Raw genomic sequence first — 24,903 nt, 5'->3', positions numbered from 1 at the left:
CAGGTCGAAGCCCCCTTCCCCGGGAGGGGGCTTTTGTTCATGTGTTACCAGCCATATGAAACACCCGCTGCCATACCCATATGGCCTGTAGTGTCCAGGCTGGCAAATGTGCTGGCGTTAAAACGCTGGTTGACTCTTAATTTCACTCCCATGGCTGTTGCACCCTGACCGCCATAGGTTCCTCCGGCCAGCCCAAGGCTGAATCGCCTACCCTCCACAAAAGGTATTGCAGACATGGCCATCGCTGAGCTTATTCCCGCCATTGCCTTGTGATGGTTTTCTCCAATACGCTTATCCACAGCCGCAAATTTTGCTTCTGTTTTTTGTTCAAATATATGATGAGAATGTCTAAGCTCATCTATTCTCTGCGTGTTGTCAAATATTAGCCCATCAGCATGTGATATATCATCTCTGTTTTTGATGATGTCATGAGTGTTCATTTCTATTCTATTCTTATTTCTTACAATATTTTTACGATTAATTGCTGCGTCCTTTTTATTAGAAAGAATGGATTTATCATGCTCTTTCAAAGTTTTGGAATGGGCGTCAATATCGGAGCGGTTTTTATCAATATTCAATTTGTTATGTGCGATCTTTCTTTGATTGATATTGATGTCGTTGGTGTTGGAGTCGATTAGTTTACGATTGTTGCTAATATCAAGAATGTTGTTGTTGATTTTTTTTCTATTTTTAGTCATGTTTATTGCATTTGAATCAATGAGTTTGTGGTTTTCAATAATGCTATTAGTATTAGAATTTATAGCGTTTCGGTTGTCGCTAATGCTATTGGAATTCTTATCAATCATTTGACGATTTTCAGTGGTGTGATTGAAATTTGAAGATATGTTCTGTTGGTTTTTGTTGACTTGATCAATTGTATCGCTAATCAGTTTTAGGTTCTCCATTATTCTATGTCCGTTTGCGTCAGTGATCGTTAGATTATTGGCGATGTTGGATGCGTTTTCCCTAATGTCATTGTTGTTTTGTTTTATTAAATTATTGTTATTGCTTATTAGTTTCTTATTGCCATCTATCAGGGATTTATTGTTCGAAATCTCGTTGATGTTTTTGTTTATCTTTTCTATTTCTGATTTATGACTGTAATCTATGTGTATTTCGTAAGCTTGTAAATGGAAAGGAATTAGATAAAATACACCTCCCATTAATGTTATAATATTCCTGATATTATTCATTGAGTAATTTACGCCTGAGGCTAATTTCGGGTTCATTACTGGCATGGTTTGATTTCCCTATTATAAAATGGGTGAGAACTATTGGTATGACGTGTGTAGTATTTGGTGATTTGTTACGTAATTTCTAATGATTTTAAAATTACCTTGTGTGTTGTTGATAATTGCTATCATCGATTTATTACATTACCCTAGGTGCTGCATAAAATGCTGTCACCTCGAGTTTGCGTTTTTGTCAGAGGTGTCAATTTTGAGCGCCTCAAAAAGTGGCACTATACTGTCATTGTTATTGCCATGCTTTTTCATGAAATTAATGGCACCTTTATGGCAATTAAAAATCATGTCTTCACTTCCCGGTCGCCTCACTCGCCATGCGACCGGTTTAGCCGTCAGAGACAGCTTTGCTATAAAATAAACCAAGTGCTCCATAGGGTTGTTTGTTTCATCCATGAAACGCTTTTCTATATAATGCAGTAATTCGTTCTTCATGATTTTTTCCGATTATGAGCGATAATTCAATAGCGTGGCAAATCTATTGTGTCATTAGTTTCTAATTGCTTTGCAGAGTGAAACCTAACATCACTTATATGGTGGGTGAAGTCATTAAACTGAATTTTTTAAATTTAATAGAATTGTGATTTTATTGGGGGGCTGATTTTTCAGATAAATCACTAAGTGATTTTCTGAGGCAAAAGTCACTTCTGTTTTCTGCCCACATACGATTTACCTGATTTAATGCCATGCTCGCTGCCCGTAGCCATAATTTTGCTGCCTGGGCGTAGAGACCGTTTCTTTCAGACCTGGCAGCGGCTTCGGCAACATTCTTGTATTTGATAATTCTGAAACGACGAAAATGCGTATACTTTGTGATCATGCTGACCTCATCGATGAACATTATTGTTTCATTGATTTAGATTTGGCTTCGTCCAGCTCAGCTTTGCGGATAAGAAAAACTTCTGTTGCCTTCTCCAGAATCGAAGGGGAACCTTCCAGAACTTTCGATGCATAGGCATAGCACCTGGCCAGTTCATCAATCGTCGATACTTTAATTGCCGCTTCACTAAAGTCCGCAAGTAGCTCATCAGGTGTTCTTAGTCGCTTAGATTGATCGGATTCACCAGGAGAAGGGGGCTTGCCAGACTGATTGCAAGCTTCTCCATGTAACTCATGCGAATTCAAGGGACCCACACTCTCTGATTTATAAGAATCTGCACCCTGTCCGGATAGCAGTTCGCCTGGTGTTGCAGATAACTTGTCCGTTTTCTCGTTCCCCTTAACTTGTGTTTCACCAATATTTACAGACTGGTTAATAAGGGTGTTTAGACTGGAGGCTTTATCAGGTGTTACATCGCGCTCTGCAGGAGATACGTGTTCCAGCTCATCAGGTGTGTAAACACCCAAAATGACATCTGGACAGTGAAGGCGGGCCCAGCGCTTAACCGCGAGATAGGCGAGCTGCTGCTTCGGATCGCTAGCCCACAGCGTGGAATTCCGCACTTGTGCCTGAGAAAGCAAGAGCTCAAGCACGCGGGGCTCGTCTTCACCCTTCATCGTGGCCCAGACACGCACACCGCAACCTGCTTCATCGGCCAGACTCCATGCAGGAGCGATATACTTATTGCCCTTAGTAGAGGTTTTTTCAGTGAAATTCCCAATAATGTTATTCCATGAGCCAAACCACTCGTAATGGAGACGGTCACGAGTAGGAGCCATCGTCGTCACCACCGCATTTACTAACTGGGCTTCATAACCGAGTGTGCCGTTGATGGTGAAAGTTTTCTGCGCGACGGCGAAGGGATTCATACCCCATTGAGCAGCCTGCATGGTTACCGCCAGACAGTCAGCAGGTTTGCCAGCCAGATGAGCTGGGACAGTTACTCTGCCGTTAGCCATGACTTCAGCAAAGCGAAGTAACTTGTCCAGAGCATCAGGGCTAAAAATGGTGGCGGCGGTTCCCGCCATGACAGGAGCGCTATCTTTCTGGGAAGTCGTTTGATTAGTCATTGAAGTTATCCTGTTTACGGGCCCAGTCAGGGCGACTGATTATTTCGATGCCACCCCATTCATTAGTGAGGCGGCACTGATGGTAGGTGTTGAGATTTTTACGGAAGAGCGCCTGACCTACAGCAATGTCATGCTGATCCAGAACGTAGGTGTGGACCGGATAGCGGCCACAGTCGATGCTTTCGCTGACGGCTATAAAGACAAACTCTGGATATTCCCCAAAGTGTTTGAGAAACCCTTCTCTGTAAAACGCATCCTGAACGTGATAACGGAACTCTTCGATGTGTCTGGAGAAGCGCGACATATCGCAGACTTTTTTTATATCAATCAGGGTTGGAGTGTTTGTCAGAAATTTATCAGGTCGTATGCGACAGAGCTCTTCAGTCTCCGGATCATTCCAATAGATTGACGACTCACAGTGGCCCTCAGACTCCAGGAAGAAAAGGGCACCATGGTGCGCCAGAACACTTTCACGCATCAAAGTGAGTTTTCGACCCTGCTCAGCATCTAAAACGGTCATGCCCATGTTGCTAACTTCCTTTAGAAACGCCTGCTCATCTGCTTTTCCCTGATTTGTCCGACGATTAAACTCCGGAGCAATGATAAAGCGTTTGTCGAACTCATCAGGCTCCAGCAGCAGGCAGTGAAGAGCACTGCCCATGTTGAGCGCAGATTTCTTGTCATCATCTATTGGGGCCTTTTGTCGCCAGCGATAAAAGGACGGGTCTATAGCGATGTCATCCAGTTGTGATTTACTCACGCCCGGGCCTGAGTGATAGGCCTCATTACTGAGGCCATGATAAATGCCGGGTGTCATCTGTCAGATTCCTCCCAACGTAGTTCTACCTGTAGGATATAATTCTCAATCGCCTGCAAATGGGCTAACTGGTAAATAAAGTCATTAAAAACTTCATCTGCCTTAGACCCATAGCAACAAATCATGACGTCGGGATGTAAACGCCAGTGGCAGAATTCAGTCAGAGCGCCCGGGAAATGCTGCATCAAGCGATCGGTTTCATCATCAATCCATTGTTCTTTTTTGATGGCAGCTTGCTCTTCCTGGTCGAGCTTATCTTTGTGACGTTCGAGCTGGATATAAGGAATCATGGTTGACCTTCCTGAAGGATAATTTCAACTAGGCGATCTAAACCTCTCTGTAAGAGCGGACGATGTGGTGAAGAGGTGAGGGCTGGCAGAGGAGAGATTCTGATATTGTCCCCTGTCAGAATATTTTGATTGGCGAATTCAATTGAACGTATTGCGTCAAACGGGTGAGCCTTGACGCTGCCTTCAATTAAATGACTTGGCAACATGGGTTCATACCTTTTAATTGGAATGTTAACGTCTGCTGATAAAAACGTTGGAATAAGATATGGGGAGATTACTTTTCACAAAATTGGACATTCGTGAGAACGATGAAAGTCGTTTTGTTTTTTTTCAAACGACTTTTAGTTAGTATCCTCAGCTTCCAGATGGCACAGATGAGCGCCAGAAAGTTTTGCTTTTTCCAGTTCATCAGAAAAGACTTTTATTTTAATTAGTGCTGCATGGCTAAAGTCTGCATTTGTTAACTTTGCACCTCTCATGTCTGTATGAGAGATAAAAGCATATTTCATCACTGCGTTTTTGAGGTTTGCCGCCTTCAAGTTAGAGCCGATAATTAGCGCTCCTGTCAGATTTCTGTCTTCTAAGGACATGCTTTGTAAGTTCTGGAAGCTAAGGTTGGCTCTGACACCCTGCCGACCGCGAGTTTTAAGCCAGCTTTCGTGTGAGTTTAAAATTTTCAATAATTTAATTGAGTCCATATTATCACCTTTAATCTGAAAGTTTATGGGGCTAAATCTGTTAGAACATTCTGTGATACTTTTCAGCGACCTCATGCGCTTTGACGCTAGCCTTCCTTATCTCGTCAGTTTCTCCCTCAAGTGTGGTGCGTAAAACAAATAAACCTGCTGTGTTAACAATTGCATTAGGAGCAGTATTTACTGCGGCAATAGCACTATCAGCATGTCTTTTGAGGTAAAAAAATGAGTTCACTATCGTAAGTGTTGTATATCTTCCGTTATTGCAAATTTATTTTTTTCATCGTAAGTCTCAGTTAATGGAGTGGCAATTAAAGTATCTTGTCGTAGTCTGCGTGACTTAATAACAACCACGTCTGACCTTTATCTTTAGATAGCAGTCGCCACCCAGGTGTAACATTCAGAGTCAGATAACCTCGCCTGTAAGTCTTTCTGGGAGTGACCGAATGATCGCGATATTTTGAAATCAGGATATCGGCCTTTTCTCTTATATGTTTCGGCGGTCGTTCTTGTTTCATGTATAACTCCCTGAAAAAAGCCGCTATTAGCGGCTTAAAAGGTGGGTTTACTCAGATTAATTAGTCTCCTTATCAGTGGCATCACCCTCAAAGTAGTCCTGGCCTGAGCACTCTTTACATGCAGGGATAAGGTCAGGGTGTTCTTTAACTACTGCCTCCACTAATTCTGAATGCAATATGTTGAGGGTGGCGAGAATCGTTTTTGTAACCAGATTGGATTCATCCTCACTGATTTTTGCATTACTCTTATACACTGCTAGATTCACCATTAAATCTTTGCAAACCCTCTCAATTTCACTGATTGAGTTCATAATCTGCACCGCGGCGTTTCGATGTTTCACTTTATGTTCTCCTTGTTGAATTACAGGCTTTTATATTCATTCCCGGAGATAATGGCGCGCGTGGAATGTCACGAAATGTTTCAGGGAGGGGGTTGAGATGTCCTTATTTTTTACTTAACAAAATTAATTAGCCCCACGGTGGTGGGGCTGGAATGTTTTTTCCTGAAGCCAGGAGGTGGCAATGAACTATGTCACGTGGGTTGCTCGTCCTCATGATAAGAGCACGACGCACAGTGTGGGATAAATTCCGGGTGCTGGTTAAGTTCCGGGTCGCTTAATTCAGTAATCAATTCTTTTAGAATTTTATTGATGATTTTCGCAACCTTTTCGTATTCATCTTCACTAAGAAGTCCCATTTGAATAAATAGTTCGAGATGTCTCATCATCGACCCAATAGAGCATTCGATATTTTCGACACCCTGTAAAATGCAAACGGCTGCTTCTTTATGTTCCATACAAATCTCCTACGATGACTGAATGAAGTGGCAATGAGTGATGAGGGGCTGGATCTGTGTACTCATGACGTTTGGTGGGTGGGGTAATATCAAAAAAAATCCCGCACGAGGCGGGATTGGTGCAAAATACCTGGTTACTAACCAGATAATGGACCAGTCAGGTTGGCCCCGCACTTAAAGACAACATATTAGGGTCCTTCGGATACACTGCATAAACAAGTTTATTCATAATGGTTTTCAGTTTCCTGAATAAATGCATCAATACATGGTTATGCAGCACAGCATGTTTTTCAGAATCCCCTTATCGGGAAAGATGGTGCTTAGCCTAGACTTAATTCTTCTTTGATTGAAAAGGTGATTAATATGTCAGCAGAACTCAGTAAATATCCCGTTCCGGATGTAGCAGAGCAGGGGGCATTTTTCCCTTCTTCTTTTTCGCGAGACCAGTTCACCAGTTCTACGTCAGACTTAAGCGATGCTGATTACGACACGCCCTATAGCGGCTCAAAGAGGGTACTGGTTATTTGCGCTGATGAACGTTACCTGCCTCTGGATAATGAAACGCTATTTTCTACAGGCAACCATCCCGTAGAGACGCTGCTCCCTATGTATCATCTGCATAAAGCAGGGTTCGAATGCGATATCGCGACTCTCTCAGGTCAGATGGTTAAGTTTGAACACTGGGCAATGCCTGAGGAAGATGTGGCGGTAATGGGATTTTACAATCGATACCTGTCTAAGTTCCGCTCACCATTAAAACTAAGAGAGGTCATGAGAACTCTCGATGCAGAAGACAGATATGCAGCAATCTTCATACCCGGCGGTCATGGCGCTTTGATTGGCCTACCGGAAAGTGAAGATGTCGCTGAGCTGATCAAATGGTCGTTAAATAAAGACAAGCATTTGATTTCCATCTGCCATGGACCCGCCGCTTTTATGTCTCTGGCTGATGGTGCCAACCCGTTAGCGGGGTATGAAATCTGCGCCTTTCCGGATGCCACCGACAAACAGACACCGGATATGGGTTACATGCCAGGGCACCTCAAGTGGTATTTCGGAGACAGATTGAAGCAGTTAGGGTTGAAAATAATTAACGACGATATTAAGGGTGCGGTTCATAAGGACCGAAAAGTACTTACAGGTGATAGCCCATATGCTGCTAATGCCCTTGGAAAGTTGGCTGCTGAGGAGTTGTTAAAATCAAATAAATAATATTAAAAGGCTGTCCTCTACCGAAGTCAGGGCAGCCAAGCTTATCAACGCGCTGTAATTTTTTTAATTTGATGGCGCTTAATAATCATCGAGGAAGGACGAAGACTAGCCGACACCTGCCTGGCTGGTTTGGGCTGGCCATAGCAGCTGCGCCGCGCATCCCTTATCCGGGCAAGTTCGTGGTCGCTGGCGTGTTGGTGGTGCTCGTTGATGTGTTTAAAAGGAATGCGTGGATCAAACTCAATCCCGCACACAGGGCATTTCACTTTGGTCTTTTTCATGAAACCTCCGTCAACAAAGGGAATGGCACTGAACAATGCCATCTCGTTTGTTGAGATGAAGGTGGGTTTTTCCGCTTCGGGATCTCGCGCTCCTGCACTCCTCCCGCCCGACAATTACGTGCCGTTCAACTCGAGCAGCTCCGTGCGCTTGAGTCCGGCGTAAAACCGCGCCGGTCAGATAAAACGTCATTTAAATTCTCATAGCGACAGAAAGGGTGACTATCACTAATGGTGATAATTTCACCATGAGCGTTAATATACACATATCGTGGTCTAAAATAAAGAATAAATGTGATCATTTGACTTAATCTGTGTATGCCATTGAATTTGATCAAAAAAAAATCGGCCATTTAGGACCGATTTTTGATGTTGGGATAGTTAAATGAAGAATCTGGGGGGCCAGCATGCTGAAAGAATTTTACCAATAACTCTTATGGAATCACTTAAAGGCAATGTCTGGTAACGCGGTGATGTATTGAGAGGTTCAAGCCAAACTTGACCATCCTCCTTGGAAAACTTTTTAAACGCAATTTCCCTTTCTTGCTTGAGTTCAATCAAACAGAAGTCTCCGTGAGTAGGTGGAATGTCTGGATCACAAAGAATCATCATTCCATCAGGAAAGCTTGGTTTCAGTCCAAGAGGGGATGTCATTGAATGCCCCGTGACCTCAAACCAAAAAGCCTGTTGTCCAGCTTTCACTGTCGATTGTAGTTTCTCTAAATTAGACTTGTTAAAAGTTGAGTCTGCTGGACTGAGTAGGTTGACAGCGTTACATATTGGATACTCAAAATTACTATAGATAACTGAACCAGCGTCGCCAAACAAAAGATATGACGGGGTCACTTTGAGCACTTCTGCTAGAACTGCCGCATCCTCTGCGCTAACTCTCCTTGTTCCAGATTCGTAATTACCTAGCCTTGAGGCAGTAGGCCAACCACATAGTTTCGCCAACTCAGCCTGACTTACCCCAAGCTCTTCACGCTTTTCTTTTATTCTTTCACCAATGTTGTTTGACATGGTATTCCGCTTATTCACATATCGTGAACTCAGTATAGGATCGATTTGACCAATGGTCACGAATTGTGTCTAATGAGAGTGTGTTTTTTAATCATAGGATCTAAAATGAACCAGATCGCAACGATGCGAAAACAAATTGGAGTTTCCCAAGCTCAGCTCGCAAAGACTATAGGTTGGGGGACATCTCGTTTGGCTAATTATGAGCTAAGTATTCGTACACCTAGCCTTAACGACTGCAGAAAAATTGTTAATGGACTAACCAAACTTGGGTGTGAGTGTTCGATTGATGACATATTTCCACCTCCCTCAGATGCAAGCAATTCAATTGAAGCGAACATAACCTAATGAAATATTTACTTTTTGTTACACGGGCAAAACTAAATTTTTAAATTTAATTATGTGATTTCTATGGAGAAAATAAACCAACCATGAATGCAAACTCAAGCAAAAACACAATCTACTTGTGTGCCAGCAGGCGCCTTTTGACTTCAGCACATAAAGCATTATTAAACACTCGTCAGACAGAAGTGGCCCGACGACTGAATGTTGCTGATTCAACAGTTTTAAGGCGTACGGAGAAATACCCAGAGATCATGGAAACTCTTGCGGCCAGCGGGGTGGAGGACTTCGTTCTGAATGGGGAAATGAAGGTGCCGCTTGAACAGTACAGATGGTTGCTAACAGTTGCCATCCAGTTTGCGGAGTTCGAACTTGAGCGCACAAAAGGGAAAACCCCGGACTGCGGGAACAGTACCGGGGTTTAGTGCAGAACTACATAGCTTAGCTTTCACTAAAGCCAAATCAATTATGCCGGGTGGCACCGGCAGTGTAAAACAGTTTTGAAACCAGAGGTCCGCCATGTCCAGTTCACTCATTAAGATGACATCTACGTTAAAAACGCATCCCAAGATTAATCAACTAGCTTCCCTGCTTGAAAACCCCACCGATGGAAGTGCTGGGCTGGCAGTTGCGGTCGGCAGCCAGCAATCTGCGATGATGACGCGAAACATATCGCGTTCTGTTGCTATCACCTCACTCATTATCATCTGGAACGCGGCGAAGGAGTTCGCGCATGAGGGGGTATTTCATAATGCAGACCCCAGCTATCTGGACAGCCTGGCTGATTACCCTGGTTTTGGCGAAGCCATGATTGCGTCGGGTTGGGCTGTTTATAACAAGAAGAAAAAGTGCATCACTCTGGCGGGAATCTCTGAAGATCAAAAGGTGGTGGACGTAAAAAAGTCCCCAGGTGCAAGAAGGCAGAAAGCGTACAGGGAGAGACTGAAAATGAAGAAATGCCTCTCCGGATGTCTTACGGTCGGGTATCGCTCACCTTGCACTAAACGGACTCGCGCAATCGCCATACCTAACCTGGTTCGTGAGGATAATGGCATAACCCGTTTCGGTTCGATTGTTATCGAAGGTGTTGCCTACGAGGTCACATGCAACCATAACACCATGCGCTCGGACTCATCGCGTAACGTAACGAAAACCGTAACGCATGGCGTAACGCAAAGCATAACGGAGACCGTAACGGTAGTGGGTTCAGGTGTTACGCAGAGCAATAAGGCCACCGATATGTCAGTAAGTTCAGGTTTAACGGCAGGCCTGACGGAACCTGCAATGGCGCGGGGTTCAGGCGTAGCGCAGGCTATAACGGACAGCGTAACGGCTCACGATTCGAGCGTAACGCAGGGCATAACGGACAGCGTAACGCGGGGCATAACGCCGCGTGATTCTGCCGTAACGCTTAGCCAAAACCGCTTCACGCGGCCGGAAATTTCCTCGCGTGTTATACCTTCGCGCGCACACACCCGTTTTGGTTTTTTAAGATCTAAAATATTAAAATCTAAACCTAAAAAAACACACACCGCGCGCGAGGAAAATTTCCGCCCTGTGGATAACCTCCAGACCAAAACCACTTGCTGCCAGACAGGTAAAATTTTCACTGGCGCAACCCATCCCAATCCGCAGCGGAAACGGGTAGGGCAGGCAAAGAAACGGCTGAGAGAAAATCAGTTCAACGCGAAGCTAAGCGTCACGCAGAGCCTGACGCTCCTAAGACTTGGCAATGAATCCGTCTGCCTGACCCGCAAGCAGTTCAGCCGAAACACTCCGCAGCAGCCAGCGCGTACCGCCCCCCCAATGGCTGCCTTCCCGATGCACCCCGGATGGAAACCCTCAGCAGATTTTTTGAGTACGGTACAGCGGATTGGTATTGAGCTTAAATCTGACCCCGACGAAGCTGAGCTGACTGAGTTTGTCGGCTACTGGGCCGCAGGGCAGGCAGAGCACACCCAGCAGCAATGGGAATTCAAGCTTGGGCGTTGCCTGTCAGTAGGGCGGAGGCGAGGGCGTAAGCGTTACTCAGCACAGCGCGACATCACCATAATTCCCAGTGCTGATTATGAGATACCAGAGGGTTTCAGAGGGGGCTGAACTTTTGGATAAAGCCTCGTGAAGAATTGAACTGGATGTCCGCTCGGAGCTAAGAGCGGACGCCTGCATCAAGTAAACAGGTGCCCGCTGATATGAAGTGAATAGATTACTTAACCCGCTTCCCCGTTTCGTCAGTGACCTTTTCACCATCCTCTTTCGTGAATGCTCCTTGCTGAGGCTCCGGCAGTATATCCAGTACGACTTCGGAAGGTCTGCACAGGTGGGTTCCAAGAGGAGTCACGACGATGGGACGGTTAATTAAAATGGGGTGTTCGAGCATAAAACCAATCAGTTGCTCATCGCTGAAAGTCTCTTCTGAAAGTCCTAATTGCTCGTAAGGCTCCACGTTTTTACGCAACAGAGCACGGACTGTGATCCCCATATCTGCAATAAGTTTAACCAGTTCACCGTGAGCCGGGGGCGTTTCAAGATAATAAATAATGGTGGGCTCATTGCCACTGTTGCGGATCATCTCAAGCGTATTACGTGACGTGCCACAGGCCGGGTTGTGATAGATGGTTATGTTGCACATATCAGTATCTCAATACAAAGTGACAGAGAGCCGCAGCGCCAGCGCGGCCAGAGTGACAAAAAGCACAGGCAGGGTCATGATGATACCCGTGCGGAAGTAATACCCCCAGCTGATGGTCATATTTTTCTGCGACAGGACGTGCAGCCACAAAAGGGTCGCCAGACTGCCTATTGGCGTGATTTTGGGGCCTAAATCGCAGCCAATCACGTTGGCGTAAATCATCGCTTCCTTGATGACGCCGGACGCCGTGCTTCCGTCAATCGACAGTGCTCCAACAAGAACGGTTGGCATATTGTTCATGACTGATGACAGGAATGCAGTCAGGAAACCCGTGCCAAACGTTGCCGCCAGCAGTCCCTTATCTGCCAGCATATTCAGAACCCCGGAAAGGTACTCCGTTAAGCCAGCATTGCGCAGGCCGTAGACCACCAGGTACATACCCAGTGAGAACACAACGATCTGCCACGGCGCACCGCGCAGCACTTTTCCGGTATTAATGGCATGACCCTTTTTCGCAACGGCGAACAGCACTGCAGCGCCAACGGCTGCAATAGCGCTGACGGGGATCCCCAGAGGCTCAAGCACAAAGAACCCGGCAAGCAACAGAACCAGAACAACCCAACCGGCTTTGAAGGTTGCGGGATCTTTAATCGCACTGGCAGGTGTTTTCAGTAGAGTGACGTTGTAGGTTGCAGGAATATCCCGGCGGAAAAACAGATGCAGCATACCCAGAGTGGCGGCGATGGCAGCAATATCAACGGGAAGCATGACGGATGCGTATTCCGTAAAGCCAAGCCGGAAGAAGTCAGCAGAGACGATGTTCACCAAATTCGACACGATAAGCGGCAGGCTGGCGGTATCGGCAATAAACCCGGCGGCCATGACAAAGGCCAGCGTTGTCCGTTTGCTGAACCCCAGCGCGAGCAACATGGCGATGACGATGGGGGTCAGGATAAGCGCAGCCCCATCGTTAGCAAACAGTGCCGCTACAGCTGCACCCAACAGGACAATCCAGATAAACAACAGACGACCACGTCCGTTGCCCCAACGGGAGACATGCAGCGCAGCCCATTCGAAAAAACCTGACTCATCAAGCAGCAGGCTGATGATAATTACCGCGATAAAAGTCGCGGTTGCGTTCCAGACGATATTCCAGACCACCGGAATATCACCCATATGGATAACACCAAATACCAAGGCCAGCGCAGCACCAATGCTGGCGCTCCAGCCAATACTGAGTCCCCCGGGTTGCCAGATAACCAGGATCAATGTCAGTAAAAATATACTCCCTGCCAGTAACATTTCCGACTCCATCACATATGATTAAAAGAATGTGTTCGATTCATCTCAACAGGATGATGGCGCTGATTTATCCAGCCACTGACGAACGTCTTCCCGCAGGCAGTGCCAGGATGTCGTGATGGTTTCTGCTGCCCATGCGGGCATATGTGGAGAAAGTCGGTAATGGACCCATTTCCCTTCCCGACGGTCCAGAACGAGCTCAGCCTCCCGCAGAATTGCCATATGCCTGGAAACTTTGGGCTGCGACTCGGAGGTGGCCCCGCAAAGGTCACACACGCACATCTCGCCCGATTCCCTGAGAAGCATCACGATAGCCAGACGGGTTTCGTCTGACAGAATTTTGAAAAGCTGAACAGGCTGTAGCATTTTCTTTTCCGGTAAACTTAGAATACACATATGATAAAACATATGTATTGGTTTAAACATTATCGATTTTAGAGAGGAAGAAAAAATGGATCAGTTTCCAGCCCTGAATGCTGAGTGTTTCGACAGGCAGATCGCTGAGCGGCTTCAGCATCCGACACCACCACGTATCCTGATTCTGTATGGGTCAGTACGTGAACGTTCATACAGCCGTTTTGCTGCCGAGGAAGCGGGTCGATTGCTTATTGCTATGGGTGCTGAGGTCAAAACGTTTAACCCGTCCGGCTTGCCTCTGCCTGATGATGCACCAGAAACTCACCCTAAAGTGAAGGAGCTACGCGAACTGGTGAGATGGTGTGATGGTATGGTCTGGAGTTCCCCGGAGCGTCACGGGGCGATGAGCGCAATAATGAAGGCGCAAATTGACTGGATCCCTTTGTCAGAGGGCGCTGTTCGTCCTTCCCAGGGAAAAACGCTGGCGGTCATGCAGGTATGTGGCGGTTCTCAGTCCTTCAATGCCGTCAATCAGATGCGTATTCTGGGACGCTGGATGCGCATGTTCACCATCCCGAATCAGTCCTCCGTGGCGAAAGCCTGGCAGGAATTTGATGAAAACGGGCGAATGAAACCATCATCCTGGTATGACCGCATCGTGGATGTGGCAGAAGAGCTGTTTAAAATCACGCTGCTGCTGAAAGGTCATACGGAGTACCTTGCCGATCGTTACAGCGAACGCAAGGAAAGCCATCAGGAACTGTCAGCCCGCGTCAATCAGGAGAAAATATAGAGTTGCTTGTATCGTGCCCCCCTCCTGAGTGAACTCAACAACGTCCGCTAAGCCAGGTATCAAGAGCTTCCGGCGAATGGTTAATCACATGGAACGTGCGCTCACCGTTTTTGAGCTGAACGCAGGCATCGTGCTTTTTATCCGCCCAGTCCAGACCAACATGAGCAGCAAACTGATCTACAGCAGTCATCACCAACTCCTTTTAACCGGGGAATGGTATGCATTCCACATTCTTCGAAAGAAATATAGTCAGCAGTTGTTCTGCATGCCCTGAGTATTCGTTAGCGAACGTGGAGCACTTACTGGTTCGAAAGCAAAGCGGCAATCATCAAATCACATGATTCTGGCACAATATTCGTAACCAATAAGCGCATACCCTGAATCACTTAGAAGTGTAACTCTCAGGGCTCGAATGACTATATTTGGCACAAAGCGGAAGCGCAGTTGTCCGACTGATTATATATCTGAAGAAATATAACCACATTCAGCGTCAATAATTACTCAGGCTTGGTAATGTTCGCTGTTGGAGAGGCGAGGGCGCAAGGGCTCCTCATCACAACGCGACATCACCATCATGCCCAGTGCAGATTATCAAATACCGGATGGGTCAAGGGAAGGATTATGCGCTTCCTTTTAGAAAGAGCGGACAGGCATTTAGGCGATGTTCGACGTAAGCGAATAGCAATAGCCTTCCAACCCGCATATGCAGACAGGACTGCTCAGGTTTAGCAGAAAAGCGGGGGGGAATATAAGCAATGAAAACTCATCAAATAATTTAAGCAACAGCAAAATCTGTCTTTTAGGATTTTCCCGCTTGGCTTTGATGATAGTGTCTACATGTTGCAGCTAATCCCCCTCAGCGGTGGGGTGCAAATGGTTCTCTCAGCTATCGCTGTGTGTAATCATCACAAGTCGGTTTGACCATTCAAGGGCTTACCGGGAGGCACCCGGGGCTGCGGCTTTGAATCAGCCACATCCTCTTGGCACTGATTTTTTTTTAAGAGTGTCTATGGTGTGGCTGCTTTAAACGCTAGTAAGCTCAATATGAGAATGAACAAATATGCGCGCTGGATAAGATCAGCCATGAGTAAAATATAGTCATTCGCACCCTGAGAATTACACTTTGAAGTGATTCAAATCTCACTTGTTATGATTCCTGGATCTTAATGACCACTTTGCCCTTCGCATGTCCCCGGGCAAGATAGTCAAGAGCATCCTTTGTCGCTGCAAAGGGAAAAACCTTGTCGATCACAGGGATGATGTGTTCCGCTTCTGTGAGTTTGCTAATATGAGTTAATTGAGCGCCGTCAGGTCGAACGAAGAGAAATGAATAGGTCAGGCTTCGTTTTTTCGTAAGACGTACAATCTTACGACTCATCAGCCCGAACACAAAACGCAGTAAAAAGTTCAATCCCCGGGCCTGTGCGAACGCGGGATCTAACGGCCCGATGAGAGAAATAATCTTTCCGCCAGGTTTAAGAATTTGAGTGGACTTTTCAATTACATCCCCTCTGACAGTGCCCAGAACAATATCGTAGCCACTCAGTAGGTTTTCAAATTCCTGATTTTTATAGTCGACTACTTCATCTGCGCCAAGACGATTTACCCACTCGACATTCACTGAACTTGTTGTTGTTCCTACCTTCGCACCAAGGTGCTTAGCCAGTTGGATCGCAAAGCTCCCAATTCCTCCGGAACCTGCCGGGATGAAAACCTTCTGTCCAGGCTGCAGATTCGCTCGCTCTGTGAACGCCTGCCAGGATGTGAGGCTCACCATCGGAAGTGAAGCTGCCTGAACAAAATCCAGATTTGCCGGTTTAATGGCCGCGAGACTTTCAGGAACCACAACAAATTCGGCCAGGGAGCCAATTCCCGTATCGAAAATACTGGCAAAAATTTCGTCGCCCGGGGTAAAACGGGTCACGCGAGCCCCCACTGCAACGACGACCCCGGCCAAATCACTGCCCAGCGTTGCAGGGAGCTGAAAATGCAATACCGGCTTAAACATTCCGGTGGGGATCATGTTGTCAATCGGGTTAAGGCCAACCGCGTGTACCTTTACCAGGATTTCATCAGCGCCGGGAGAAGGATAATCTACGTCGTCGAATCCCGGGTTAGGGGATTTACCATAACGTTTAAACGTAAAGGCTTTCATCGTCCTGTTTTTCATTTGTTCTTTACCCTTTGGTATTTGCCAGTAATATTTTTCACAGGAGCCCTGTTGCTGAGTAAAAAGGCGGCGCCCAGAAACAGCTCGATTAACACGGCAAAAAGGATCTTCCCGCTAACATGCCCTTCACGCCATTCAGCGATGCCCAGCACGGCTGAAATAATCGCTATTGTGCTGATACCCGCAGCCAGAGCATAACGGGCAGGGGAAGGCCCGGCGTTTCTTGCCAGGAAACACATGACGCTTATTCCTGCAAAAAATGCGGCCGAGCGGCGACAAATAACGCGAGTACCCGGCTTTGGTTCAATTCCCCACTGTGTTAAAAGCTGTTCCGGGAAAAACATCCATACCGTGGCAAAGATGAAAAACAACACTGCAGTCAGAACAGCCAGTTGAGAAAATTTCATTTTTACTCCTTCGCATCCAGCTGAAGACTTTTGCGCACGACCCTATCCAGTAATGAGGCAGGCGCGAACCTGAGGATAAAATTCAATTTTCCGGCCAGTGTTCCCGCTGTGTAGCGCACCTTCGGATGTAAAGCCTGAGCCGCTTTAACCACTACGTCACCCACCACCTCCGGGCTTTCCGCTTCGGCCATTGCTTTGTTAAGCACTTTAGCCAGCTTAGCCCGGATCTGGTCATACTCTTCAAGCCTGGCATCTGGCTCTATATTATTGGCTTCAAACTGTGTTTTCATGTAAGCAGGTTCGATGACAGACACCCGGATACCCTGCGTGCGCAATTCATGATCCAGCGCCCCCGTATACCCCTCGACCGCATACTTACTGGCAGCATAAAGTGCCACATACGGAAACGGAACGACCCCAAGTATCGAGCCAATGTTAATAATGCGTCCGCTGCCCTGACGGCGCATGTGAGGGATCACAGCCCGCGTCAACCTGACCATGCCCAAAAAGTTGGTGTCGAACATATGCCTGGCCTGTTCGACAGAACTTTCTTCCGCAGCCGCTGGCGCGATCCCAAAGCCTGCATTGTTCACGAGAAGATCGATTTGCCCCTCCAGACGCAACAATTCCTCAATGGCGACCCTGACAGAAGCGTCGTCTGTCACATCAAGCGTCAGTAACGGAAACGGATGCTTTCCCGCCAGGGAGCCACGCCGGCTTGTGCCATATACCGTATATCCCGCCGCTAAAAGTTTTATAGCCGACGCTTCGCCGATACCTGAGGACGCGCCGGTAACCAGCGCCACACGTTTTTTTGTCATGCTGAATAGGGCCTTCATGGTGTGTTTGAGGCTTCTCATCGCTGATGAGACGACACGTTGTAAGGGGGATTTTTAACGGGTTTACTTCTCTGCAGAACAGCCAAAAGACCGTCCTGCAGAGTGCATCTCATTGACTAAAGTGTTTTATATCGTTCGGCAGCTTCATCTTGTTTGATGTCAGAAAGCAGAGCCTGACGCGAAGCATCGAGGGTGTCCCAGCGTGAAGCATTGTGTAACGGCGGGATGGTGACGAGCTCGCGGCGATCAAAACCAACCAGTGCGGCATCCACTAACTCGCCCACTTCCATAAATCTTGCCGAGTTACTGATATCGATCCCCGCGCGGTCCCAGATTTCAGTGTAAGTGCCTGCAGGGAGCACCGCCTGGATATAAATGCCCTTTGACGACAGTTCCACATTCATTCCCTGGGACAGGAAAAGCACAAAGGCTTTGGTTGCGCCGTAAACCGTCATTGCAAATTCCGGGGCCAGGCCTACGACGGAACTGATATTTACGATCGAGCCTTTACCCGCTTGCACAAACCTTGGTGCCACAGCACTGGCAAGTCTCGTCAGGGCGATGACGTTAAGCGCGATAAGGCTTTCAATCGATTCAGGCGTCTGATCTGTAAAACTGCCGGACTGCGCGATACCCGCATTATTAATAAGAATGCCAATCTGCGTGTCTTCACGCAGGCGGGCTTCGACCAGGGCTAAATCACTCGCTTGTGTAAGGTCGGCAGGCAAAACATCAACAGAAATGCCATTTTTCTGTCGCAGACGATCGGCCAGCATTTCTAACTTCGTTGTGTCTCGAGCAACCAGAACAAGGTCGTGCCCCCGACGGGCAAACCGTTCAGCGTAAACAGCACCAATACCCGTGGATGCACCTGTAATGAGAGCTGAAGCTTTAGTCATGTTGATCTTCTCTATTAATTGTAAAAAGAATTCGTAACGTGCGATGTATGTAGAACCGTGACACCCACAGATCTACTTGCTTGCCTCGGCAAGCGACGGATAATCGGTGTACCCTTGCGCGCCACCGCCATAAAGTGTTTCAGGATTGAGTGGGGCCAGAGGTGCGCCCGTCCTCAGCCTTTCGACCAGATCCGGATTGGAGATGAACGGGCGGCCAAACGCGAACAAATCGGCTTTGCCCTGCTCAAGTTGAGTGGACGCCAGCGCCAGGTCATAGCCATTGTTGCCGATCCAGGTGTTTTTAAAGCGCAGACGCAAGGAGTCGTAATCGAACGGTGATACATCACGCGGGCCGCCCGTAGCACCTTCAACCACATGGAGATACACGATACCTAAGGCATTAAGTTGTTCAGCGAGGTAGTCATATTGTGGCTGCGGATCACTGCACGAAATCGCATTAGCAGGTGAAACCGGTGAAATGCGTACACCAGTGCGTTCTGCACCGATCTCATCCTTTACGGCCGCCGTGACTTCCAGCAGCAAGCGTGCACGATTTTCGACAGAGCCACCGTATTCATCAGTACGCTGGTTTGCGCCATCTTTCAGGAATTGTTCCAGCAGATAACCATTCGCACCGTGGATCTCAACGCCGTCAAACCCGGCGGCAATGGCATTGGCAGCAGCTTTTCGGAAATCGTCGATAATTCCCGGTATTTCATGCAGTTCGAGCGCTCGTGGTTCAGAGACGTCAGCAAACCCATTGTTCACAAAGGTCTTAGTCTCGGCACGGATTGCGGACGGGGCGACCGGCGCAGCGCCACCCGGCTGTAAATCGACATGTGAAATTCGTCCTACGTGCCATAACTGTACAAATATGCGCCCACTTTTTGCATGCACCGCATCAGTCACTTTGCGCCAGCCGTCAATTTGAGCCTGTGTGTAGATGCCCGGCGTGTCCTGATAGCCCTGCGCCTGTGCTGAAATCTGCGTGGCTTCAGTAATCAATAAGCCTGCTGTTGCGCGCTGGGCATAGTACGTCGCCGTCAGTTCGTTGGGAACCAAACCGGCTCCGGCCCGGTTACGCGTCAGCGGTGCCATCACGATATGATTGGCAAGTGTTATTGGCCCAAGATCATAAGGTTGAAACAATGTCGTCATATTTATTCTCTTGCTAAGTGGTGGGTAGAAGTCAACTTAATGATGATGATCATAATCTATAAAGTCAACTGGTTTGATTATGATCATCATCAATGTATACTTAGATCCTATTTTTGAGAGGTGAAGCAAAGCATGAAAGTGTCAAAAGAACAGGTTCGGGAAAACCGGACACGTATTGTCGAAACGGCTTCAGAACTTTTTCGTGAGCGCGGTTTCGATGGAGTTGGTGTCGCTGAACTTATGTCTGCGGCCGGCTTAACCCATGGCGGGTTCTATAAACACTTTGGTTCCAAGGCTGACCTGATGTCGGAGGCGATGAGCTGCGGTTTCATGCATTCTGCTAAAAGCACAACAGGCGTGGACCGGGATAAATTTGTTGAATACTACCTCTCACGACCTCATCGCGATGACATGGGAGGGGGCTGTGTCATGTCGGCACTGGGTGCAGATACAGCCAGGCAGTCTGAATCAATCAGGGAGACGTATGCGGCAGGAATTGAACGTCAGCTGGCAGTCTTAGAAAGTGAACGTGAAACGCGTGCAGACCTGATAAATACTATGGCGCATCTTGTCGGTGCCTTGGTACTATCCCGAGCCTGCCCAGATAATTCCGCTCTTGCTGATGAAATTCTGGACGTGTGCCGCATGCGTCTTCTCCATAAGGATTCATTCTGCCCGGAGAAATAAATTTATCTGACTGAGCCGTTCACGTTTAAACGGCCCAAACATAAAAGACATCCCGCGTGAAGAGTTGCAGAGTAGCCGTAATACCTGATTAATCCTGGCTTTGGCACTGAGCAGACTTGTGCGTATGACAAGCTCCGCAGTAAGTGAAAAACGGAAGGTGATTTCTCTCGCATTCACTTTGTGCAGAAAGTCCAGGTTCAACCACTCATAACTTACGCTGGCCTTGATAACATAACGTGATGAGCATGTGGAGCATCCCCAATCCGCTTGGTAGTCATGTTATTGGTGATGGCAATGGTGTGGCTGCTTTAATTGCTAAATAGGCTTTTTGCACTCGTAGCCAACCTGGACGAAGTGCAGGATTTCACCATGAGCGAAATTAAGTCATAGACACCCCGGACTTAAACTTGGAGATTTTGAAGGCAGATGCACATAATGGATTCGATTATTTAGCGAGAATCATGTGAGCTCTCCGCTTTTCTTCCATCCAGCAATTGCACGCGTTCGCCAATGATAACTCATTGAATGCAGCTTAACTGCCGCGCGAGATTTAACCGTTAGCCTAAAACGTTTCAATTAACGAAACATTAAACCTTATTCCCGGCATCATAACTTCCAATCCGTCTGTGAGCATTTTTCCAGCCTCGTGCAGGGCTTCAATCGGCATTTCAGGCAGGCTTTCAAGGATAAACCACATATGTTTATCTGAAGAGCTAAGACGCGTTCTTATTCCCTGACGCCAGTTCCAACGACGACAGGTGACGCCAATATCGTCACACCAGATAACCTCTCCAGCTTCGGGGGTTTCTACAAATGGAGCACCGTCTTTTAACGTGTCAAAGCGCTCACTGCCGTCTGAAATAATAAGACGCGGTGCGCCAGAATAGCGTCCTATATTTTCCCCCCCCACAGGAATGGCATAGCGCAGACTGACGGCATTATACAGGTCGACTACCGGGTCCAGCGCTGGCATTGATCTGTCGCGTAAAACACGCTTTCGCAGGGCTTCGGCAGAACAAGGCGTACGGTTGGGCTTTGCGCCGAAGGCGCGGAATGTTTCAGACCATGCATTGAGATGCGATTCAGCCCACACAGGTAGTCCGTTGAGTACATCTTCACAGGCTCTAGAAAGCGCTTCTTCTCCATAGCTGGCGTTAATCAGCGGTGCAGTAGTTACGCTGATGCTAAGAGCGCGGAAGCCGGGAGCCAGAAGGGCAATGTCGGGACTGATTGACGGATGAGCTTTAAACATTGGATAATCCTGTAATGACCGCTTTAGAACATAATAATGACCAATGAACAAAAAAGTCAATATAACGACCGGCACAGATGCTTCCGAAATAAATGAGGCGCTTTCAACTTCGCTGAAGCAGTACCGTAGTCAGAAAAAAATGTCACTTGATGAACTCTCACGTCTCGCAGGTGTGAGCAAGGGAATGCTCGTTGAAATTGAAGCCTGCAGGGCTAACCCCAGCATCGCAATACTCTGCAAGCTGGCAGCGGCGATGGGTGTCTCAGTGGCAGATATCGTCAATGTCGCCAGCAAACCCAACGCGCATCTTATTGCTTCAGAGGATATTCCCTGCCTCTGGAAGGGAGACAACGGAGGAACCGCACGTTTGCTAGCTGGTACAAGCGGGCCGGAAATGATCGAGTTATGGGAGTGGAAGATGTATCCTGGTGAGATTTTCGACTCACCGGGGCATTCTGACGGCACGTGCGAACTGATACACGTTGTGAAAGGGGCTCTTTTACTCACCTTAGGGGAGGAACATCATAATGTTAAAGAAGGATGTTCAGTTATAGCCAGAACTGATTTGCCGCATAGCTACGGATGTGTAGGAAGCGATCTGCTCAGGTTCACCATGACAGTGAGCGAGAAAATAAGATGAGATGCTTCGATCACTTACCCTTAGCACTAACTCTTCTGGCTTCTTCATCTGAGCAACTCATCAAACTTAGCAGTTGGGTAATGTTGTGTAGCAAGCCTTTTTAAGCCGGCTCCTCAGTGCCCTCATTTGGCAGAAAGTGCCCGTCAGAAAGTTGAATAAGGGAGATGTTTCGTGTTTTTATTTCATTAAATCAATGAGTTGAATTTATCTGATAATTCAGGCCAACCTTGCATGGCAATTACTGATAACCACCGGAAGGGCTGAATTCAGTTTCAAGTGAAAATCTAACCAGATATTCATTGATGATGAATTAAGAGATTGATAATAGCACTAGAAGATAATTAATCTAAGATAACCATCGCTTTAAGTCCAGAATCCTATCTTTTAAACCTATATATATGAATGTAAAGGTTAATCATCATAGTATTTTACCTTTGAATCTATGAATCAGCTATATCTCATCAATATTATTAAACTTTACAGGCGAAAGGCAGCACGTTTACAAGGCTAGTGCTTGAGTATTCAGTACGTGTGATTCCGAAATGACTACCTACAGCATTTGCGCACAACCTTTATGCGGGTATTCTGAAAATGACCGTATGCGTCAGAATCCAGAACGCAGAAGATTATCTTTTACACACAGCAAAAGGATAGGTTATGCCTGAGCCAAAATTCTATTACGTTTGTCCTGCCCCAATTGGAAACTGGCTACTTCATGCAAAGGGATGCGGCGATATGTCTGCTACAGTGGGACGTATATTTATCGGTACCATGTATACCTCCGGCCAGGCGCTTAGCGTCGCCCGGATACACCAACCTGCAACATCCTCATGCTCGCGCTGCAGCGCGCTGCCGACTTCACTTCCGCAGCCATCGGTCGGCACATATTAAACATATGCAGAATGATTTATCTAATAGACGGCTGTGACGCCTCATCTTAGATCAAAAATAAAATGGCTTACAACTTGTAAAGTTTGCATTAAAAACCGGTAAATAGCCGGTTTTTTATGAAGATAAAAGTGTCTACCATTTAAACTGGTTTGAGTCTTCCCAGTCTTTGAGTTCTTTTTCTGCCTGGTCCTTACCATAGCCGTAGCGTTCCTGAATACGGCCTACGAGCTGGTCGCGTTTCCCCTCAGCTACGTCCATGTCGTCATCGGTGAGTTTGCCCCATTGTTCCTTGACTTTACCTTTGAACTGCTTCCAGTTACCACTGATGCGATCTTCGTTCATGCAGGTCACCCTATTATTTTTACTTTCGCACTGACTGCCGTCGGACAGCCTATCCAGATATCAGTATTGTTCATATAGGGCATCCTGTTTTATCCCCGCTCACATTTACAGAATAATCGCAAATTACGAACAGCAAGTTATGTTCATCACTAATTCTGCAGAAGGGGTGAATAAATGCACGTTAAATCGGGGAACGGCGGAAACAGATTACCAACGTGGCAGTGGACTGCTCGGAAAAATTTGTTATGTTCGCTGACTGGGAAACATCAATAAGCTTACGCAGTGTGGTCAGCATGATCGGTATCTGACTTTACTGTATCCCATATCAATACAGTCTGAATGAATTTGTCACTCTTATGGTAGTGGATAGGGTGGAGTACTGACCAAATCAGTTGGAGAAAATACTGGCCCCCTAACTGGAAAATCAGCGACAACGAGCACCAAAACGATGCGGCAAACTCATTTACTGTCAATTGATTGTCATATCTGCTGATAATGTCTTATGTTAACCCCTCTATCTATACCGCGTCGTCTACATATTGTTCTCAATGTTACTGGCGATCGTTGCACTTGACACTGAGGGCAGGCCATTTTTTAACTTTTACTTATCTGACCCGCCTGATGGTTGTTACGAACGGAGACTAGCACGCTAGTGTTGGGTGACATTTACGCATTGACTAGCGCTGTGGAGAGCGAAATTTCCCAGCAGAATAAATGTAATACTCACGAAGCAGAGGCATTCTTACGTTTCAAAGCCTGGAAAGTATCAACTATCAGGTCTAATGTTAACAATCTACAGACTGGAGGGCTTATAAATGACTGCACAAGTATATGAAGATGTTTCTGAAGACCTGTCTGAATTTGTTGGAACTCATTTTGTTTATACTTATGACAACGGCTGGAAATATGAGTGGTACGCGCGGAATAACAATACCTGCGACTACCGCATTCATCAGGGACTTGTAGGGGGGCGCTGGGTAACGAATCAAAAAATGAATGCAGTCCAGTTTGCACCAGGTATTTTCAAAGTTGACTGGCACGAGCCCACGGGTACCTGCGTAAGTTTGCTGTTCGATATCAAAAGGAAGGTCATTCATGGCACAATTTTCTTCCCGCAATGGATAGCTGGAGAAGGACAGCATCCCGAAAAAACAATTTGTTACCAGAATGAATTCATTGAAGATATGCATCGATTCCGTGACGAGGGGCCGGCTTATCCTTACGTTGTTATTCCCGAATTTGCCAGAGTGATCCTACCCGCGAATAGTGGACACGAGACTAAGTGAGTAAACTCTCAACCAGAGGTGACTCACATGACAAAAACAGTATCAACCAGCAAAAAGCCCCGTAAACAGCATTCCCCTGAATTTCGCAG

29 protein-coding genes and 1 pseudogene are annotated in these 24,903 nt (G+C 46.9%); 8 read left to right on the top strand and 22 right to left on the bottom strand.

Annotation, left to right across the window (positions count from 1 at the left end; translation table 11 throughout):
• Positions 1 to 44: 44 nt before the first annotated feature.
• From LBW88_RS05035 to LBW88_RS04995, 9 genes are all read right to left on the bottom strand, one after another.
• A complete protein-coding gene (locus LBW88_RS05035) occupies positions 45 to 1,238 on the bottom strand; it encodes a YadA C-terminal domain-containing protein (protein WP_224931965.1) in 1,194 nt (397 codons plus the stop codon).
• A 165-nt stretch (positions 1,239 to 1,403) separates the two neighbouring features.
• Positions 1,404 to 1,679, bottom strand: a complete 276-nt coding sequence (locus tag LBW88_RS05030) for a hypothetical protein (RefSeq protein WP_224931967.1) — start codon at positions 1,677 to 1,679, stop codon at positions 1,404 to 1,406.
• 151 nt (positions 1,680 to 1,830) lie between these two features.
• Positions 1,831 to 2,085, bottom strand: a complete 255-nt coding sequence (locus tag LBW88_RS05025) for an ANR family transcriptional regulator (protein ID WP_224931970.1) — start codon at positions 2,083 to 2,085, stop codon at positions 1,831 to 1,833.
• The gene (locus LBW88_RS05020; RefSeq protein WP_414004077.1) at positions 2,085 to 3,194 is read right to left on the bottom strand and encodes a RecT family recombinase; all 1,110 of its coding nucleotides are present in this window, start codon (positions 3,192 to 3,194) and stop codon (positions 2,085 to 2,087) included. The genes LBW88_RS05025 and LBW88_RS05020 overlap by 1 nt, the downstream gene beginning before the upstream one ends.
• Positions 3,187 to 4,011, bottom strand: coding sequence for a PD-(D/E)XK nuclease-like domain-containing protein (locus LBW88_RS05015; protein WP_224931972.1), 825 nt, complete (start codon positions 4,009 to 4,011; stop codon positions 3,187 to 3,189). Before LBW88_RS05015 ends, LBW88_RS05020 begins: the two co-directional genes overlap by 8 nt.
• Positions 4,008 to 4,301 carry a host nuclease inhibitor GamL gene (gene gamL / locus LBW88_RS05010; protein WP_224931974.1) on the bottom strand — a complete coding sequence of 98 codons (294 nt, stop codon included), beginning with the start codon at positions 4,299 to 4,301 and terminating at the stop codon, positions 4,008 to 4,010. Before gamL ends, LBW88_RS05015 begins: the two co-directional genes overlap by 4 nt.
• A gap of 341 nt (positions 4,302 to 4,642) precedes the next feature.
• Positions 4,643 to 4,999 (bottom strand): pentapeptide repeat-containing protein, encoded by a 357-nt coding sequence (locus tag LBW88_RS05005; protein WP_224931976.1) that lies wholly within the window; start codon positions 4,997 to 4,999, stop codon positions 4,643 to 4,645.
• A 571-nt stretch (positions 5,000 to 5,570) separates the two neighbouring features.
• Positions 5,571 to 5,855: a hypothetical protein gene (locus LBW88_RS05000; RefSeq protein WP_224931978.1), complete on the bottom strand. Its 285-nt coding sequence runs from the start codon at positions 5,853 to 5,855 to the stop codon at positions 5,571 to 5,573.
• 191 nt (positions 5,856 to 6,046) lie between these two features.
• Entirely contained in the window at positions 6,047 to 6,310 is a 264-nt protein-coding gene (locus LBW88_RS04995; protein ID WP_224931980.1) for a CRISPR-associated protein Cas4, read from the bottom strand.
• A 363-nt stretch (positions 6,311 to 6,673) separates the two neighbouring features.
• Here LBW88_RS04995 and hchA point away from each other — a divergent pair, with 363 nt between their 5' ends.
• Positions 6,674 to 7,522 carry a glyoxalase III HchA gene (gene hchA / locus LBW88_RS04990; RefSeq protein WP_224931982.1) on the top strand — a complete coding sequence of 283 codons (849 nt, stop codon included), beginning with the start codon at positions 6,674 to 6,676 and terminating at the stop codon, positions 7,520 to 7,522.
• A gap of 44 nt (positions 7,523 to 7,566) precedes the next feature.
• On the opposite strand, the gene LBW88_RS04985 is transcribed toward hchA, so the two are convergent.
• Complete coding sequence (locus tag LBW88_RS04985; RefSeq protein WP_224931984.1) at positions 7,567 to 7,803, bottom strand: hypothetical protein; 237 nt, start codon at positions 7,801 to 7,803, stop codon at positions 7,567 to 7,569.
• A gap of 378 nt (positions 7,804 to 8,181) precedes the next feature.
• The gene (locus LBW88_RS04980) at positions 8,182 to 8,820 is read right to left on the bottom strand and encodes a helix-turn-helix domain-containing protein (RefSeq protein WP_224931985.1); all 639 of its coding nucleotides are present in this window, start codon (positions 8,818 to 8,820) and stop codon (positions 8,182 to 8,184) included.
• Positions 8,821 to 8,925: 105 nt separating this feature from the next.
• Between LBW88_RS04980 and LBW88_RS04975 the strand changes: the two genes are divergently transcribed.
• From LBW88_RS04975 to LBW88_RS04965, 3 genes are all read left to right on the top strand, one after another.
• Positions 8,926 to 9,165: a helix-turn-helix transcriptional regulator gene (locus tag LBW88_RS04975; protein WP_224931986.1), complete on the top strand. Its 240-nt coding sequence runs from the start codon at positions 8,926 to 8,928 to the stop codon at positions 9,163 to 9,165.
• Between the two features lie 83 nt (positions 9,166 to 9,248).
• Positions 9,249 to 9,584, top strand: a complete 336-nt coding sequence (locus tag LBW88_RS04970) for a hypothetical protein (RefSeq protein WP_224931987.1) — start codon at positions 9,249 to 9,251, stop codon at positions 9,582 to 9,584.
• A 94-nt stretch (positions 9,585 to 9,678) separates the two neighbouring features.
• On the top strand, positions 9,679 to 11,259 hold the full coding sequence (locus LBW88_RS04965; RefSeq protein WP_224931988.1) for a DnaT-like ssDNA-binding domain-containing protein: 1,581 nt from the start codon (positions 9,679 to 9,681) through the stop codon (positions 11,257 to 11,259).
• 106 nt (positions 11,260 to 11,365) lie between these two features.
• Here the strand turns inward: LBW88_RS04965 and arsC are convergent, their stop codons facing one another.
• Genes arsC through arsR form a run of 3 tightly spaced genes read right to left on the bottom strand, consistent with a single transcriptional unit; the run spans position 11,366 to position 13,459 of the window.
• Positions 11,366 to 11,791, bottom strand: a complete 426-nt coding sequence (arsC, locus tag LBW88_RS04960; protein ID WP_224931989.1) for a glutaredoxin-dependent arsenate reductase — start codon at positions 11,789 to 11,791, stop codon at positions 11,366 to 11,368.
• A 9-nt stretch (positions 11,792 to 11,800) separates the two neighbouring features.
• Positions 11,801 to 13,093, bottom strand: a complete 1,293-nt coding sequence (gene arsB / locus LBW88_RS04955) for an arsenite efflux transporter membrane subunit ArsB (RefSeq protein ID WP_224931990.1) — start codon at positions 13,091 to 13,093, stop codon at positions 11,801 to 11,803.
• Positions 13,094 to 13,138: 45 nt separating this feature from the next.
• Entirely contained in the window at positions 13,139 to 13,459 is a 321-nt protein-coding gene (gene arsR / locus LBW88_RS04950; RefSeq protein ID WP_224931991.1) for an As(III)-sensing metalloregulatory transcriptional repressor ArsR, read from the bottom strand.
• 85 nt (positions 13,460 to 13,544) lie between these two features.
• Here arsR and arsH point away from each other — a divergent pair, with 85 nt between their 5' ends.
• On the top strand, positions 13,545 to 14,243 hold the full coding sequence (arsH, locus tag LBW88_RS04945; protein WP_224931992.1) for an arsenic resistance NADPH-dependent reductase ArsH: 699 nt from the start codon (positions 13,545 to 13,547) through the stop codon (positions 14,241 to 14,243).
• A gap of 46 nt (positions 14,244 to 14,289) precedes the next feature.
• Here the strand turns inward: arsH and LBW88_RS04940 are convergent.
• The 6 genes and pseudogenes from LBW88_RS04940 to LBW88_RS04915 all read right to left on the bottom strand — a co-directional run.
• A pseudogene (locus LBW88_RS04940) lies at positions 14,290 to 14,433 on the bottom strand (IS110 family transposase); the annotation flags it as partial.
• A gap of 957 nt (positions 14,434 to 15,390) precedes the next feature.
• A complete protein-coding gene (locus LBW88_RS04935; RefSeq protein ID WP_224931993.1) occupies positions 15,391 to 16,413 on the bottom strand; it encodes an NADP-dependent oxidoreductase in 1,023 nt (340 codons plus the stop codon).
• Positions 16,410 to 16,820, bottom strand: a complete 411-nt coding sequence (locus LBW88_RS04930; RefSeq protein WP_224931995.1) for a hypothetical protein — start codon at positions 16,818 to 16,820, stop codon at positions 16,410 to 16,412. The genes LBW88_RS04935 and LBW88_RS04930 overlap by 4 nt, the downstream gene beginning before the upstream one ends.
• 2 nt (positions 16,821 to 16,822) lie before the next feature.
• On the bottom strand, positions 16,823 to 17,641 hold the full coding sequence (locus LBW88_RS04925; RefSeq protein WP_224931996.1) for an oxidoreductase: 819 nt from the start codon (positions 17,639 to 17,641) through the stop codon (positions 16,823 to 16,825).
• A gap of 134 nt (positions 17,642 to 17,775) precedes the next feature.
• On the bottom strand, positions 17,776 to 18,558 hold the full coding sequence (locus LBW88_RS04920) for an SDR family NAD(P)-dependent oxidoreductase (RefSeq protein ID WP_224931997.1): 783 nt from the start codon (positions 18,556 to 18,558) through the stop codon (positions 17,776 to 17,778).
• A 72-nt stretch (positions 18,559 to 18,630) separates the two neighbouring features.
• The gene (locus tag LBW88_RS04915) at positions 18,631 to 19,716 is read right to left on the bottom strand and encodes an alkene reductase (protein WP_265112688.1); all 1,086 of its coding nucleotides are present in this window, start codon (positions 19,714 to 19,716) and stop codon (positions 18,631 to 18,633) included.
• Positions 19,717 to 19,848: 132 nt separating this feature from the next.
• Between LBW88_RS04915 and LBW88_RS04910 the strand changes: the two genes are divergently transcribed.
• Positions 19,849 to 20,403 (top strand): TetR/AcrR family transcriptional regulator, encoded by a 555-nt coding sequence (locus LBW88_RS04910; RefSeq protein WP_224931998.1) that lies wholly within the window; start codon positions 19,849 to 19,851, stop codon positions 20,401 to 20,403.
• A 562-nt stretch (positions 20,404 to 20,965) separates the two neighbouring features.
• Here the strand turns inward: LBW88_RS04910 and LBW88_RS04905 are convergent.
• Positions 20,966 to 21,655 carry a B3/4 domain-containing protein gene (locus LBW88_RS04905; RefSeq protein WP_224931999.1) on the bottom strand — a complete coding sequence of 230 codons (690 nt, stop codon included), beginning with the start codon at positions 21,653 to 21,655 and terminating at the stop codon, positions 20,966 to 20,968.
• 43 nt (positions 21,656 to 21,698) lie between these two features.
• Between LBW88_RS04905 and LBW88_RS04900 the strand changes: the two genes are divergently transcribed.
• A complete protein-coding gene (locus LBW88_RS04900) occupies positions 21,699 to 22,295 on the top strand; it encodes a helix-turn-helix transcriptional regulator (RefSeq protein WP_224932000.1) in 597 nt (198 codons plus the stop codon).
• A 1,023-nt stretch (positions 22,296 to 23,318) separates the two neighbouring features.
• Here LBW88_RS04900 and LBW88_RS04895 read toward each other — a convergent pair.
• The gene (locus LBW88_RS04895) at positions 23,319 to 23,528 is read right to left on the bottom strand and encodes a CsbD family protein (protein ID WP_224932001.1); all 210 of its coding nucleotides are present in this window, start codon (positions 23,526 to 23,528) and stop codon (positions 23,319 to 23,321) included.
• Positions 23,529 to 24,343: 815 nt separating this feature from the next.
• Between LBW88_RS04895 and LBW88_RS04890 the strand changes: the two genes are divergently transcribed.
• Complete coding sequence (locus tag LBW88_RS04890; protein WP_224932003.1) at positions 24,344 to 24,814, top strand: phenolic acid decarboxylase; 471 nt, start codon at positions 24,344 to 24,346, stop codon at positions 24,812 to 24,814.
• Positions 24,815 to 24,903: the final 89 nt, after the last annotated feature.

The sequence above is a fragment of the Pantoea sp. alder81 genome, from assembly GCF_020179835.1.
Taxonomy (GTDB): domain Bacteria; phylum Pseudomonadota; class Gammaproteobacteria; order Enterobacterales; family Enterobacteriaceae; genus Pantoea.
Note: the sequence above shows the minus strand (reverse complement) of the source record. Positions and strands in the feature narration are given on the sequence as shown.